This is a genomic window from Paracoccus limosus, assembly GCF_009711185.1.
GTDB classification, from domain to species: Bacteria; Pseudomonadota; Alphaproteobacteria; order Rhodobacterales; family Rhodobacteraceae; genus Paracoccus; species Paracoccus limosus.
Genome location: NZ_WMIF01000004.1, coordinates 42087 through 56444, shown reverse-complemented (window position 1 = coordinate 56444; position 14358 = coordinate 42087). Strand labels below are relative to the sequence as shown.

The 14358-nt window shown below is 64.6% G+C and carries 15 protein-coding genes; 2 read left to right on the top strand and 13 right to left on the bottom strand.

The annotated features are described in order from the left end of the window. Positions 1–57: 57 nt before the first annotated feature. The 11 genes from GL279_RS19125 to GL279_RS04215 form a co-directional block, all read right to left on the bottom strand. A complete protein-coding gene (locus tag GL279_RS19125; protein WP_170293919.1) occupies positions 58–195 on the bottom strand; it encodes a hypothetical protein in 138 nt (45 codons plus the stop codon). Positions 196–376: 181 nt separating this feature from the next. Next, positions 377–1018 carry a DUF6497 family protein gene (locus GL279_RS04260; RefSeq protein WP_155063365.1) on the bottom strand — a complete coding sequence of 214 codons (642 nt, stop codon included), beginning with the start codon at positions 1016–1018 and terminating at the stop codon, positions 377–379. Between the two features lie 22 nt (positions 1019–1040). Beyond that, positions 1041–2573, bottom strand: a complete 1533-nt coding sequence (locus GL279_RS04255) for an acyl-CoA carboxylase subunit beta (RefSeq protein ID WP_155063364.1) — start codon at positions 2571–2573, stop codon at positions 1041–1043. 127 nt (positions 2574–2700) lie between these two features. Further along, positions 2701–4032 (bottom strand): glutamine synthetase family protein, encoded by a 1332-nt coding sequence (locus GL279_RS04250; RefSeq protein WP_155063363.1) that lies wholly within the window; start codon positions 4030–4032, stop codon positions 2701–2703. Positions 4033–4035: 3 nt separating this feature from the next. Continuing rightward, positions 4036–4863 carry an ABC transporter permease gene (locus GL279_RS04245; protein WP_155063362.1) on the bottom strand — a complete coding sequence of 276 codons (828 nt, stop codon included), beginning with the start codon at positions 4861–4863 and terminating at the stop codon, positions 4036–4038. Beyond that, positions 4860–5738, bottom strand: coding sequence for an ABC transporter permease (locus GL279_RS04240; protein WP_155063361.1), 879 nt, complete (start codon positions 5736–5738; stop codon positions 4860–4862). Before GL279_RS04240 ends, GL279_RS04245 begins: the two co-directional genes overlap by 4 nt. A gap of 60 nt (positions 5739–5798) precedes the next feature. Next, positions 5799–6524 carry a transporter substrate-binding domain-containing protein gene (locus GL279_RS04235; RefSeq protein WP_155063360.1) on the bottom strand — a complete coding sequence of 242 codons (726 nt, stop codon included), beginning with the start codon at positions 6522–6524 and terminating at the stop codon, positions 5799–5801. A gap of 22 nt (positions 6525–6546) precedes the next feature. Beyond that, positions 6547–7359 (bottom strand): ABC transporter ATP-binding protein, encoded by an 813-nt coding sequence (locus GL279_RS04230; protein ID WP_155063359.1) that lies wholly within the window; start codon positions 7357–7359, stop codon positions 6547–6549. A gap of 79 nt (positions 7360–7438) precedes the next feature. Further along, positions 7439–7900 (bottom strand): tellurite resistance TerB family protein, encoded by a 462-nt coding sequence (locus GL279_RS04225; protein ID WP_155063358.1) that lies wholly within the window; start codon positions 7898–7900, stop codon positions 7439–7441. A gap of 90 nt (positions 7901–7990) precedes the next feature. Then, positions 7991–8899 (bottom strand): polyphosphate kinase 2, encoded by a 909-nt coding sequence (gene ppk2, locus GL279_RS04220; protein WP_155063357.1) that lies wholly within the window; start codon positions 8897–8899, stop codon positions 7991–7993. Positions 8900–8964: 65 nt separating this feature from the next. Then, positions 8965–9429: a hypothetical protein gene (locus GL279_RS04215; protein ID WP_155063356.1), complete on the bottom strand. Its 465-nt coding sequence runs from the start codon at positions 9427–9429 to the stop codon at positions 8965–8967. 136 nt (positions 9430–9565) lie between these two features. Here GL279_RS04215 and GL279_RS04210 point away from each other — a divergent pair, with 136 nt between their 5' ends. Beyond that, positions 9566–10492 carry a hypothetical protein gene (locus GL279_RS04210; protein ID WP_155063355.1) on the top strand — a complete coding sequence of 309 codons (927 nt, stop codon included), beginning with the start codon at positions 9566–9568 and terminating at the stop codon, positions 10490–10492. Positions 10493–10526: 34 nt separating this feature from the next. On the opposite strand, the gene pyrG is transcribed toward GL279_RS04210, so the two are convergent. Both pyrG and secG read right to left on the bottom strand, forming a co-directional pair. Next, positions 10527–12170 carry a CTP synthase gene (pyrG, locus tag GL279_RS04205; protein ID WP_155063354.1) on the bottom strand — a complete coding sequence of 548 codons (1644 nt, stop codon included), beginning with the start codon at positions 12168–12170 and terminating at the stop codon, positions 10527–10529. 150 nt (positions 12171–12320) lie between these two features. Next, positions 12321–12854, bottom strand: coding sequence for a preprotein translocase subunit SecG (secG, locus tag GL279_RS04200; RefSeq protein ID WP_155063353.1), 534 nt, complete (start codon positions 12852–12854; stop codon positions 12321–12323). Between the two features lie 68 nt (positions 12855–12922). Here secG and GL279_RS04195 point away from each other — a divergent pair, with 68 nt between their 5' ends. Next, positions 12923–14356, top strand: coding sequence for a cobyric acid synthase (locus GL279_RS04195; RefSeq protein ID WP_155063352.1), 1434 nt, complete (start codon positions 12923–12925; stop codon positions 14354–14356). Positions 14357–14358 lie beyond the last annotated feature (2 nt).

The following is a 14358-nucleotide window of genomic DNA, read 5'->3' as shown; positions in this document are numbered from 1 at the left end:
CGGCGGGGCGGTCGCGATTTGCGCGGGCCGCCGGGCAGCCCGCGCATGGCCATGGGCTTACTTGGCGCCGTATTTGCCTTGGAACACCGGCTCGGGGGTGACGGTGGTGACGGGGGCGACTTCGGGTTCTTTCTTGGCGCAGGCGGCCACGGAAATGCTGGCGAGGACGAGGGCGAGGGCAAGCTTTTTCGACATTGAGTCGTGCTCCTGTAGGTTGGGGTCTTATGGCCCCAGCTGCTCATTTGCGAGTCGGCCGCCTCATGCGGCCGCGCGGTTACCATAGCCAGCCGGGGACAGGCGGCACAGGACACCCGGTCCCGCCAGAGCCGCCCCAGCCCCGCCTGTGGCAGGCTTGCATCAGCGCGCAAAGCCGCCATCACCACGGTTCCCATTCACATTTGCTGCGATCCGCAGACAGGCCGAAAGCCTCGAAAATCTGCAGCGCATGCGGATCATAGGCGCCAAAGGGCACCTCCTTGTCCGACAGGCTGATGATGATCTGGCTGGGCATGGGCGCGGGGGCCGCGACACGGGGCAGGGCCCAGTTCTGGCACAGCCACACCACATCGTCATGCAGCGGATCGCGGCCCTGATCGGGCGCCGGATCGGCGCTGGGGGCGGCATCAACCATGGCGTCGGCGGCCTCTTCGGCAGCCTCGGTCGAGCTGACATCGGCCGCAGCTGCGGCGGGCATGTCCCCTGCGGGCTCAGCCCCGGTATCGCCGGTGATCTCCTCGCTTTCGGTGTCGATGTCGATCGGCCCACGTTCGGTTTCGAGCAGGGCGCCGGCCGCGCTGGCCGCGTCACCGGCGGGCAGGCGGCGGGCCAGGTCGGGCATGACAAAGCGGAACCGATAGGTCAGCCCGCCGCTGCCGGCGCTGTCGTGGCGCGTCTCGATCCAGCGCGCCTCGGCCCCCGACGGCAGCTTGACGGTCAGGCCCTTGGCGTCCTTGACCTCGGCCAGGGACGGCACAGCCAGCCCCGTCATGACCAGGGCCAACGCCATGATGCGTGTCATTCCAACCTCCCGTGATTGCGGATCAGAGCGGGATATTGTCGTGCTTCTTCCATGGGTTGGAAAGCTTTTTTCCGCGCAGGCTGGCAAAGGCGCGGGCGACGCGGCGCCGGGTCGAGCGCGGCTGGATCACCTCGTCGATAAAGCCCTTTTCAGCGGCCACGAAGGGGTTGGCAAAGCGATCCTCATAATCCTGGGTCCGCGCGGCGATCTTGTCGGGCTCGCCCAGCTCGCTGCGATACAGGATCTCGACGGCGCCCTTGGCACCCATCACCGCGATTTCCGCCGTGGGCCAGGCATAGTTGAAATCGCCGCGCAGATGTTTCGAGGCCATCACGTCATAGGCGCCGCCATAGGCCTTGCGGGTGATGACGGTGACTTTCGGCACCGTGGCCTCGCCATAGGCAAACAGCAGTTTCGCGCCATGTTTGATGACGCCGCCATATTCCTGCGCCGTGCCGGGCAGGAAGCCGGGCACATCGACAAAGGTCAGGATCGGAATTTCAAAGGCATCGCAGAAGCGCACGAAGCGCGCGGCTTTGCGGCTGGAATCGATGTCCAGACAGCCGGCCAGCACCATCGGCTGGTTGGCGACGACGCCCACGGTCTGACCCTCGACGCGGATAAAGCCGGTGATGATATTGGCGGCGTAATCCTTTTGGATCTCGTAGAAATCGCCCTCATCCGCGACCTTCAGGATCAGTTCCTTCATGTCATAGGGCTGGTTCGGGTTGTCGGGGATCAGCGTATCAAGGCTGGGCTCGATGCGGTTCGGATCGTCAAAGAAGGGCCGCGTCGGCGCCTTTTCGCGGTTGTTGAGCGGCAGCAAGTCCACCAGCCGCCGGATTTCGGTCATCGCCTCGACGTCGTTTTCAAACGCGCCATCCGCGACCGAGGATTTCTTGGTATGGGTCGAGGCGCCGCCCAGCTGTTCAGCCGTCACCACCTCATTCGTCACCGTCTTGACCACATCGGGGCCGGTTACGAACATATAGGACGTGTCCTTGACCATGAAGATGAAGTCGGTCATCGCCGGGCTATAGACCGCGCCGCCGGCACAGGGGCCCATGATGACGCTGATCTGCGGCACCACGCCCGAGGCCATGATATTGCGCTGGAACACGTCGGCATAGCCGGCAAGGCTGGCGACGCCTTCCTGAATGCGGGCGCCGCCCGAATCGTTCAACCCGATGACCGGCGCGCCGTTCTGCACCGCCATGTCCATGATCTTGCAGATCTTTTGCGCATGGGTTTCCGACAGCGAGCCGCCAAAGACGGTGAAATCCTGCGAAAAGACATAGACCATACGGCCGTTGATCGTGCCCCAGCCGGTGACGACGCCATCGCCATAGGGGCGGTCGTTCTCCATGCCGAAATCGGTCGAGCGGTGGCGCACGAACATGTCGAACTCTTCGAAGGAGCCTTCGTCCAGCAGCAGTTCCAGCCGCTCGCGTGCCGTCAGCTTGCCGCGGGCGTGCTGGGCGTCGATCCGGCGCTGGCCACCGCCCAACCGGGCATCGCGGCGCCGGGATTCCAACTCGTTCAGGATGTCCTTCATCTGCGCCTCCATGGGGTTTCCCGCAAACTAGAGGCTTTGTCCGTTCACCGAAAGCGAAAAGCCGAAAATTTGCAAATTATGCAATGATCTTCGACTGCAAATAGAAAAATTGCAAATTCACCTGGCGTCAGACGGTATCCAGATAAAGCTCGACGGTTTCATCATCCGACAGTTCGGCCATGTAATGCAGCTCTTGCCGCTTGGTCATGACAAAGTTCTCGATCAGATGCGCCGGGAAGATGCGCTTGATCTCGGGACTGCTGGCAAAGGCGTCGATGGCTTCGCCCCAGGTCGCGGGCAGTTGCGCCAGACCCTGCTCATAGGCATTGCCCTGAATCGGCGGCGGCGCCTCGGCGCGGTCCTCCAGCCCGTTCAGCGCTGCGCCCAGCACGGCGGCCACGGTCAGGTAGGGGTTCACGTCGCCGCCGGCCACGCGATGTTCGATGCGGCGCGCCTTGGGGCCGGATGAGGGGATGCGGATGGCCGAGGTGCGGTTTTCATAGGCCCAGCCGATGCCGGTCGGCGCATGGGCGTTCGGCACCAGCCGGTCATAGCTGTTCTCATGCGGCGCAAACAGCAGGGTCGAGCCGGGCATGGCGGCCAGACAGCCGGCCACGGCATGGCGCAGCCGGTCCGATCCCATCTCGGTGCCATTGTCGAAGATGTTGTTGCCCTTGGCGTCCAGAATCGAGAAATGCATGTGCATCCCCGAGCCGTTCCATTCCTCATAGGGCTTGGCCATGAACGAACCGGCAAAGCCGTATTGCCGCGCCAGCCCCTTGACCAGCAGCTTGAAAAGCCAGCTGTCATCGGCGGCCTTCAGGGGATCGGCCTGATGCATCAGGTTGATCTCGAACTGGCCCGGCGCCGCTTCGGAGATCGCGGTATCGGCCGGGATGTCCATCGCCTCGCTTGCCTCGTAAAGCGCGGTAAAGAAGCGGTCGAAGGCATCCAGCGCCCGCAGCGACAGCGTTTCGGCCCCGGTGCGGCGCTTGCCCGAACGCGGGCTGGGCGGCACGCGCAATTGCCCGCCGGAATCGTCGATCAGAAAGAACTCGAGCTCGGTCGCGACCACCGGCGTCAGGCCGGCGGCCTTGTAGCGGTCGACGACGCGGGCCAGCGCCTGCCGCGGATCGCCGTCATAGGGCGTGCCGTCGGCATGGAACATCCACAGCGGCAGCAGCCCGGTCGGCGCCTCCAGCCACGGCATCGGCATGAAGCCGCGCTCGGTCGGCAAAAGCAGCCCGTCCGGATCGCCCGACTGAAACACCAGCGGGCTGTTTTCCACATCCTCGCCCCAGATGTCCATGTTCAGGACCGAATAGGGGAACTTCGTCCCCTCGGTCAGGATCTTGTCGGCGAAACGGGCCGGAACGCGTTTGCCGCGCGGCTGGCCGTTCAGATCGGCGGCCGCCACGCGGATGGTCTTGACTTCGGGATGTTCGCGCAACCAGTCCATATGTCACCTGAGAAGATTGGGCCGGTAGCGGACCTTGCTGGTCGCCCCCGGCAAATGGCGGTTCAGCCGCCGATTGACGACCCCGAACAGCGTGATCAGCAGCAGGGTCAGAAGGATGAAAAACCCCGCGACGATCGGATAGGCGACGAAGGGGTTGAAGGTCTTGTCAGCGAAATAGCTGGCGTAATACAGCGCATCGCCCTGTTGGCGCAGCGCCGGAAAGCCGGAAAAGAACACCAGCGTCGTGGCATGGAACAGAAAGATCGCCTCGTTGGTATAGGCGGGCCAGGCCAGCCGCATCGCCGTCGGCCACATGATGCGGCGATAGCGCGTCCAGCCCGACAGGCCATAGGCATCAGCAGCCTCAAGTTCGCCCTTGGGCAGGTTGCGCAGCGCGCCGTAAAAGATCTCGGCCGAATAGGCGGCGGTGTTGAGCACCAGTACCAGCAGCGCGCCGGCCCAGGCCTTGGTCATCCAGTCGGTCGGCAAGGTCAGGCCCAACAGCGGGATGCCGGTGCGCGGCAATTGCACCAGCGCCTCATAGGCGATGAAAAACTGGATGAACAGCGGGCTGCCGCGGAACACGAAGATGAACCATTCCGCCGGCTTGCGCAGCCAGGGGTTGCGGCTGGTCTTGGCCAAAGCCAGCGCATTGGCCAGAAAAAAGCCGATGAGCAGCGCGAAGGCGGCAAAATACAGGTTCCACAGCAGACCCGAGCCGATCAGCGTGATCTGCTGGCACAGGGTGAAGTCGCCGCGCGGCAGCATCCGCTCGCCGATGCCCAGCGAACGCAGTGCATATTCCTGAATGGTGACGAGGCATTCGTTCATGTCGCGGCCTTTCGCATCGCCTCACCGGCGGCGGTGGCCTGCCCATGCGACAGCCGGGCGCGGATGCGGTCGAAGATCCGTTCCGATCCCCAGGTCATCAGCAGGTAAAATACCAGAATCGCAAGGAAATAATAAAGCCGCCAGTCGGGGTGCGGATAGGCATAGGCATTGGTCTTGGAGCCGCCCAGTTCGCGCGCCCAATAGACGATGTCCTCGACCCCCAGGATGAACAGCAGCGGTGTGGCCTTGACCAGAATCATCCACAGGTTGGTGAGGCCGGGCAGGGCATAGGTCCACATCTGCGGGATCAGAATGCGCCGGTTCACCTGACGCGGGCTCATGCCATAGGCTTCGGCGGTTTCAAGCTGGGCGCGCGGCACGGCATTCATCGCGCCATTCAGCACATTGGCCGCGAAGGCGCCAAAGACGATGGCAAAGGCCACCACCGCCAGAAAGATGCCATAGCCCTGATGCACCCATTCCGGCGCGGTCGACAGCGGCAGCTTGGCCGCCGGGCAGACCACGAATTCATTGCCCTGCCGGATCGGCACCGAAGGATCGCAGTAAACCTTGGCGCGCAGCCATTCGAAACCCTGATCCAGCGCGATCGGCACGAACAGAAAGAAGATGATGTCGGGAATGCCCCGCACCATCGAGGTATAGATCTTGCCGAACCAGCGCAGCGGCGTGATGCGCGAGCGCACCGCCAGCGCACCGCCAAAGCCGAAGAGCAGCGCGATGGGCGCCGTGATCAGCAAGAGCAGGATCACCGTGCCAAAGGACAGATAGAACAGCAGATGCTTGCCCGAGCTGAGATAGCACAGCAGCCAGGCCAGCCCCTCAAGCGTCTTTGGATCGGCGCAGGACGCGAACATCGATTACCCCAAATGGCCGCCCGGAGCCTCCGGGCGGCGGTTTTGCCTTGATGTGCCCGATCAGAAGACCAGAGCCTCGGGGCCGTACCATTTCGTGATCAGCTTGTTCAGGCTGCCGTCGGCCTTCATCGATTCGATGGCCTTGTCGAACTTGGCCTTCAGCTCGGTGTCGCTTTTGCGCAGGCCGATGGCGATGCCCTCACCGACGACGACCTTTTCCTGACCCTTGACCCACACCAGCTGGCCGTTCGATTCCTGCACATAGGGCGCAAGGAAGTCACGGTCGGCGAATACGGCCTCGGCCTCGCCATTGCGCACGGCGGCGATGGTTTCCTCGCCGGTGGGGAATTCGACGAGGCTGGCGCCGGTTTCGGCGACATAGCCGGCCTGAATGGTGCTGGTCTGGGCGGCGACCGCGCCCTTGATGTCGGCATCCGGCGTCAGCGCGGCATAGGCCGAAAGCGGCGGCGGCGTGTATTCCTCGGAGAAGGCGATGGCCTTCTTGCGCTCGTCCGAGATGTTCATGCCGGCCATGATCGCGTCATAGTTCGAGCTGACGAGGTTCGGAATGATCGAATCCCAGTCGTTCTTGACCCATGTGCACTCCAGCGCGGCGCGCTTGCACAGCTCATTGCCCAGCTCGATCTCGAACCCGTCGAGCTGCCCTTTGTCGTTGACGAAGTTGTAGGGAGGATAGGCGCCCTCGGTGCCGATCCGCACGGTTTCGGCCATGCCCATACCGGCCGTCAGCGCAAGTGCCGCGACTGCTAGCAGGATCTTCTTCATTCTTTCTTCTCCTGTTGGGGGATCATTCGGCCATTGTGGCACTGAGAAATTGGCGCAGCCGCTCCGAGCGCGGCGCCGAGAACAGCCGGGCCGGCGGCCCTTCTTCCTCGATGCGGCCCTGATGCAGGAACACGACATGGTCGCTGACATCGGCGGCCAGCCGCATGTCATGCGTCACCAGCAGCATGGTGCGATGCTCGGCGGCCAGATCCTTGATGACCTTGACCACCTCTTGTTGCAGTTCGGGGTCCAGCGCGCTGGTCGGCTCGTCCAGAAGCAGGGCGCGCGGCTCCATGCACAGGGCGCGGGCGATGGCAGCGCGCTGTTGCTGGCCGCCCGACAGCTGCGCGGGCCAGTTGTCGGCCTTGTCGCCGATGCCGACCTTGGCCAGAAGCTCGCGGGCGCGGGCCTCGACGGCCTTGGGATCGCGCTTCAGCACATGCACTGGCGCTTCCATGACGTTTTGCAGGATGGTCAGGTGGGACCACAGGTTGAACTGCTGGAACACCATCGACAGGTTGGTGCGCTGCCGCGTTACCTGCGCGCGGTCGGCCGGCACCCGCGCCATGCCGGTGCCGCGCCATTTGATCGCCTCGCCTTCGAACAGGATCTCGCCCTGCTGACTGTCCTCAAGCAGGTTGCAGCAGCGCAGCAGGGTCGATTTCCCCGACCCCGAGCTGCCGATCAGGCTGATGACATGGCCGCGGGGCGCAACAAGGCTGACGCCGCGGATCACCTGCAACGGGCCATAAGCCTTGTGCAGATCGCGAATCTCGATAACCGGAACAGAGCTGTCCGGGCGGGCAGGCGCAGGGGCGGGGTTCGTATCGTTCATGCGGCTTATGAGGCGACATTTGTTGCGCGGATGCAATGATTTCCTACCCGTCTTTACGGACAGGACGCCACGTGCCGAACTATTCGTCGCGCAACCCCATTTCGGTCAGCACGCGCTGCCGCGTCAGCGCCGAATCGCGGTCGGTGATTCCCAGCAGACCCGCGATCAGGCGCACCAGGCTTTCCTCTTCTGCGCCGCGCCGGCCATCGGAATAGGCGATTTCCCAAAGCGCCGCGATGACGTCCATCCGGTCATCAAGCGCGATGCGTTCCTTGACGGTGCGGGTAAAGCGCACGGTGTCGGGGGCCTCGGCCTCGATCATCTCGGCGGCGACGCGGCGCGCGGCAGCCTCGCTGCGGGTCAGGCCGCGCCGACGCGCCAGAACGGTTTCGATGCGCTGGCGCTCGGACTCGGCATAGCGCTCGTCCGAGCGGGCCAGACGCACCAGAAGCGCGGCGATGGCGATTTCGGCATCCTGCGCGGACAGGCGGTCCGGCGCGGGCGATTCAAGAAACAGGCGACTGAGAAGATTACGGAACATGCCCGTAGTCTAATCCATCGCGCCGGACAACAGAAGGTGGGATGATTGCGCTGCCCGATCCGCCCAAGCGGTCGGGCAGCGGCGTTACGGTCAGTAAAGCTGCGGCACGTAGAGTTCCGGCGGCAGGACTTCGCGTTCGTAATCGGGGTTGAACACGCGGTCGGGCAGGATGACCTCGTGATGGGGCACGTCGCCATAGGGGATCAGGCTCAGCAGATGCGCCATGCAGTTCAGGCGGGCGCGTTTCTTGTCGTTGCCGGGCACGATATACCACGGCGCCTCGGGGATGTTCGTGCGTTCGAACATGTCTTCCTTGGCCTTGGTGTAATCTTCCCAGCGGACGCGCGACTGCAGGTCCATCGGCGACAGTTTCCACTGTTTCAGCGGGTCGTGGATGCGCATCAGGAAGCGCATCTGCTGTTCCTCGTCGGTGATCGAGAACCAGTATTTCACCACCCGGATGCCCGAGCGGACCAGCATCCGTTCGAATTCCGGCACATCCTGAAAGAACTGCTCGACCTGCGGCTCGGTGGCAAAGCCCATCACCCGCTCGACGCCGGCGCGGTTATACCAGCTGCGGTCGAACAGCACGATTTCACCGCCGGCCGGCAGATGCGGCACATAGCGCTGGAAATACCATTGCGATTTTTCCCGGTCCGAGGGCGCGGGCAGGGCGACGGTGCGGCAGACGCGCGGGTTCAGCCGCTGCGCGATGCGCTTGATCGCGCCGCCCTTGCCGGCGCTGTCGCGACCCTCGAAGATCACGACGACCTTTTCCTTGTGATAGGCCACCCAGTCCTGCAGCCGGATCAGTTCGGACTGCAGCCGCAGCAGGCCATGGAAATAATCGGCGCGCGGCATCTGGTTGGGATGGGTGTCGCGGTAGATCTTGGCGATCTCTTCCGACAGGGCGGCATCTTCGAGCTCAAGCTCGAAGTCTTCGTCCAGCGTATTGTCCAGCTCGCTGCGCAGCCAGTCCTGAGGGGCGCCGTCTTGCATGTTCGTCTCCTGAAAGCCTCGGCGACCATCTAGCGCCGCCATGTGACAGTTGCGTATCGCGCCCCTCAGAACAGGGTGGCGCAGCTGCGCAGCACACCAAAGGCGAATCCGCCGCCCTGCGCCGCCGCCACCGTGCCGCACCAGCGGCCGTCGTTGGAAAACAGGCTTTTCGAATCGCGCGGCCGATAGGCGACGCGCTTGCCCGCGCGATCAAACAGGTTCAGCGTGCCGGCGCTGCTTGGCGCATAATAGCCCACGACCGAGCCATCGCCCAGAAAGATCACCCGCTTTTCATTGGCCGGGTTGCGCGGCGAATTGGCATAAACGGTCGAGGAATTGGCCGGATTGGCCAGAGAATTCGGTGCCGCATTGGGGGAATTGGCCTGCCGCGAGGGCTGGTTGCGCGGCGCGCCGGGCCCAAGATCGAAGGGCAGGCCGGATTGTTCGATCAGAAACAGCGGCGCATCGGCCAAGGCCGGCCCGGCGAGGGCCAGCAGGCAGGGCAACAGGCAGGTGGCGGCAGGGCGCATGATCGGGGCTCCGTTTCGCGAATTCTGCCCCTGGGCCGGCGCAGGGGCAAGCCGCCTCCGTCCGATAAAATCCTGCGGGCTTTTCCCTTCGGCCCTATCTCGACAGTTGCTAGGCTGAACGGGAAGGGAGCCCATCATGCTGTCATCCCCTGCTCTGTCCCTGTTCAACCTGTCGGCGCAATCCTCGGTCGTGCAGGCTGGTCGGGTCACCACTGTCACGGCGATGGCGATCACCGGCAAGAACGGTGGCCCTCTCCGAAGTGATTCCCTGCACGCAATGCGCAAGGGGACCAACCAGGCCGCCACGGTGGTCAAATCCGCCTCGACCTTGCTGGCCGAGCAGATGACAAAGGTCACCGATCAGCTGAAGGCGGGCCTGAACGAGATCGGCAAAACCCTGCGCAGCGCCTGGGAGGGCGCGATCGACCGCGGCGAGATCACCTATGATCCGGACACCGGTTTTTCGGACATGAGGGCGCTGGCCGATCAGGACAGCATGCTGCCCGACGGCTTGCGGGCGATGGCCATCAGCTATGACGAGGCGCAGAAATCGCTGTTCAAGCTGGAGGTCGAGGGCTTCAAGATCCAGCAGGCCTTCGAAGAAAAAGAGACCAAGGCCAATCAGGCCGAATACAACCTGATGGTCGAGCAGGCGATCAATGATCTGGCCACCGCCAAGCTGGTTTCAGAAGGCGCGTCGGATGGTTCAGTCGATGGCGCACGCACGGCGCTGATGCTGATCAAGGCCAATCGGGAACGGCAGGGCGGCGGCTCGGCCTCTGGTGACGATGCGCCTTCGCAGTCTGTGGCGGAAATCACGGACAAATCCCGGGCCCTGGCCCTGCAAGCCAAGCATTGCGCCCTGGTCAAGGAGATCCGCGGCATGGTCGAGCGCGGGGAGTTGCGCATCGGGATGGTCAGCGAAACCTATTGGGGCGAGGTCGATGCCCGCGCCGAGGCGCCCGCTGGCAGCAGCATGATGGTCTATGAGCAGCAGAAGGACATTCTGACCGCAGTCTCGGTCTCGGCCAGCCTGTCGGGCGGCTGGTCGGTCACGTTCTAGCCGCCAGCCAAGCCCGGCACCCCGGGCGCGCGCCCTATACCAGCCGCTCATTCTCCATCGCGGCATGGACAAAGCCCGCAAACAGCGGCGCCGGCTCGAAGGGTTTCGATTTCAGCTCGGGGTGCGACTGCACGCCGATGAACCACGGATGGTCGCGATATTCGATCGCTTCGGGCAGACGGCCATCCGGCGACATGCCCGAAAAGGTCAGCCCGGCCTTTTCCAGCTGCTCGCGGTATTTCGCATCGACCTCGTAGCGGTGGCGGTGGCGGTCCTCGATCTCGGTGGCGCCGCCATAGGCTTCCGAAATTTTCGAGCCGGGCGTCAGCACCGCGCTATAGGCGCCCAGCCGCATGGTGCCGCCCTTGTCGTCCGACAGCTTGCGGCTGACCGTGTAATTGCCCTGCACCCATTCCTTGAGGTGATAGACCACCGGGGTAAATCGGGTCTCGCCGGCCTCGTGGTCGAATTCCTCGGAACCGGCATCGGGCATGTCGGCCAGATTGCGCGCCGCCTCGATCACCGCCATCTGCATGCCAAGACAGATCCCCAGATAGGGCACTTGTTTTTCGCGGGCATAGCGGGCGGCGGTCACCATGCCTTCGGTGCCACGCTCGCCAAAGCCGCCGGGCACGATGATGCCGTTATAGCCATCCAGCAGATGCGCGCCTTCGCCTTCGAGCTTTTCGCTGTCGACCCAATCGGCCTTGACGCGGACGCGGTTGGCCATGCCGCCATGGGTCAGCGCCTCGGCGATGGATTTATAGGCATCTTCCAGCTGGGTATATTTGCCCACAATGGCGACGCGGACCTGACCTTCGGCGTTCTCCAGCCGGTCCATCACGTCCTCCCAACGCGACATGTCGGGGCGCGGGGCCGGGCTGATCTGGAACGCGTCCAGCACCGCCTGATCCAGACCGGCGCGGTGATAGGCCAGCGGGGCCTCATAGATCGACTTCAGGTCATAGGCCGGGATCACGGCATCGGGGCGGACGTTGCAGAACAGCGCGATCTTGGCGCGTTCCTTTTCCGGGATCGGCTGCTCGCTGCGGCAGACCAGCACATCGGGTTGCAGGCCGATCGAGCGCAGCTCCTTGACCGAGTGCTGGGTCGGCTTGGTCTTGAGTTCCCCCGATGCGGCCAGATAGGGCAGCAGGGTCAGATGCATGAAGATGCAGCGCCCGCGCGGACGGTCCTGCGCGAATTGCCGGATCGCCTCGAAAAACGGCAGGCCTTCGATATCGCCGACGGTGCCGCCGATCTCGCACAGCATGAAATCGACCTCATCCTCGCCAACGGAAAGGAAGTCCTTGATTTCATTGGTGACATGAGGGATGACCTGAATGGTCTTGCCCAGATAATCGCCCTTGCGCTCTTTCTCCAGCACGTTGGAATAGATCCGGCCCGAGGACACCGAATCCGTCTTGCGAGCGGATACGCCGGTAAAGCGCTCGTAATGGCCCAGGTCCAGGTCGGTTTCCGCGCCGTCGTCGGTGACGAAAACCTCGCCATGTTCGAACGGGCTCATCGTGCCGGGATCGACGTTCAGATAGGGGTCCAGCTTTCGCAGCCGCACCGTATAGCCGCGCGCCTGCAGCAGGGCCCCCAGAGCCGCCGATGCCAGTCCCTTGCCAAGCGAAGAAACCACACCGCCGGTGATGAAGATATAGCGCGCCATCCGAAGGCCCCCGTGAGTGAATTCAAATAGAAAATCGCGGCCCGAATCTGAGCGGCATCACGGGACTCGACCTATAGCAGACGAACCCCATGGCCGCAACGGACCGCAATGTGTCGTAGCAGGGGCGTCAGCACGCCCCCAGTATTTGTGTCAGTTGCTCGTTGCCGGAGCGGGCGTCGCAGGCGCTGCGGCGGCCGGAGCCTCGGCGGGCGTTTCAGCCGCAGCCGGGGCCTCTTGCGCGGCAGGCGGCGTCACTGGCGTGCTGGCCGGCGCTGTTTCGGCGGGTGCCGTGGCCGGAGCGGTCGCGGGGGCGGTATCGCTGCTGGCACCCGGCGGCAGGATCGGCTGGCCCGCAGCCGAGGGCGGCGGGGTGTATTGGCCGATTCCCGGCAGCTGGTTCGCCGGCTGTTCGTTATTGCTGCCACCCAGATCCAGCTGGTCGACGATCGAGCCGCTGGAGGCGTTGCGCGCTGCGATGACGGTCAGGCTCAGCGAGGTGACCAGAAAGCCTGCGGCCAGAAGCCACGTGGCCTTTGACAGCGCGTTCGCTGCCTGACGGCCGGTCATGACACCGCCGCCACCGCCCCCCATGCCCAGTCCGCCGCCTTCGGACCGTTGCAGCAGCACGACCCCGATCAGCAGGACAGCAAGGATCAGATGCACGGTCAGGACGACGTTTTCCAACTCGGGGCCTTTCTTTCAGCGACGCGCCTATCTAGTCACCAAGGGCAAGATTGGCAAGCGGAGGTTCCATGCCGGCTTTGATGATCCAGGGCACCGGCTCGAATGTCGGGAAATCGCTCTTGGTGGCGGGGCTGTGCCGGGCCGCGCGGCGGCGCGGGATCAGCGTGGCGCCCTTCAAGCCGCAGAACATGTCGAACAATGCCGCGGTGACCGCAGACGGTGGCGAGATCGGCCGCGCACAGGCATTGCAGGCGCTGGCAGCGGGGCTGGAGCCTTCGGTCCACATGAACCCGGTGCTGCTGAAGCCCGAGACCGACCGCGCCGCCCAGGTGGTGGTGCAGGGGCGTGCGGTGACCCGCGCTGCCGCCGCCGATTACGGCGCGCTGAAGGCCGGGCTGATGCAGGCGGTGCTGGACAGTTTCGCCCGCCTGCGCGCCGCGCATGATCTGGTGCTGGTCGAAGGGGCGGGCTCGCCCGCCGAGGTCAACCTGCGCCCGCGCGACATCGCCAACATGGGCTTTGCCCGTGCGGCTGGTGTGCCCGTGGTGCTCGCCGGCGACATCGACCGGGGCGGGGTGATCGCGCAGATCGTCGGCACGCAGGCCGTGCTCGACCCCGAGGATGCGGCGATGATCCGGGGCTTTCTCATCAACCGCTTTCGCGGTGATCCCGCGCTTTTCGACGCCGGCCGCGCCTTCATCGGCCAGCGCACCGGTTGGCCAGATCTGGGCCTCGTGCCATGGTTTCCTGACGCCGCCCGGCTGCCGGCCGAGGATGCGGCGGATCTGCGCGGTGCGTCGCGGGGGGCGGGGCTGCATATCGCCTGTCCGATGCTGGCGCGGATCGCCAATTTCGACGATCTCGACCCGCTCGCGGCCGAGCCGCGGGTGCGGCTGACCATGGTGCCGGCGGGGCGTCCGCTGCCGGGCGACGCCGATCTGGTGATCCTGCCGGGCACGAAATCGACGCGGGGCGACCTTGCCTTTCTGCGAGCACAGGGCTGGGACATCGATCTGGCCGCGCATGTCCGGCGCGGCGGCCACGTCCTGGGCATCTGCGGTGGCTATCAGATGCTGGGCCAGCGGGTAGACGACCCAGAAGGCCATGACGGCCCTCCGGGCAGCACGCCGGGGCTGGGGCTCTTGCAGATTGAAACCACCATGCAGTCGGAAAAGCGGCTGACCCGGATCAGCGGCACCGCCCTCGGCCAGCCGGTCAGCGGCTATGAGATCCATCTGGGCCGGACCCTTGGCGCCGATTGCGCCCGCCCGTTTGCACATGTGCCCCATGCCGATGGCGCGATCAGCGCCGATGGCCGGATCGCGGGAACCTATCTGCACGGGCTGTTCGCCGACGACCGTTTCCGCGCGGCATGGCTGGCGCAACTCGGCACGCGCTCGGCGCTGTCCTATGGTGGCGAGGTCGAGCAGGTGCTCGACCGCCTTGCCGCGCATCTCGAGACGCATCTGGATCTCGACCGGCTCCTGTCCCTCGCGGGCTGAGC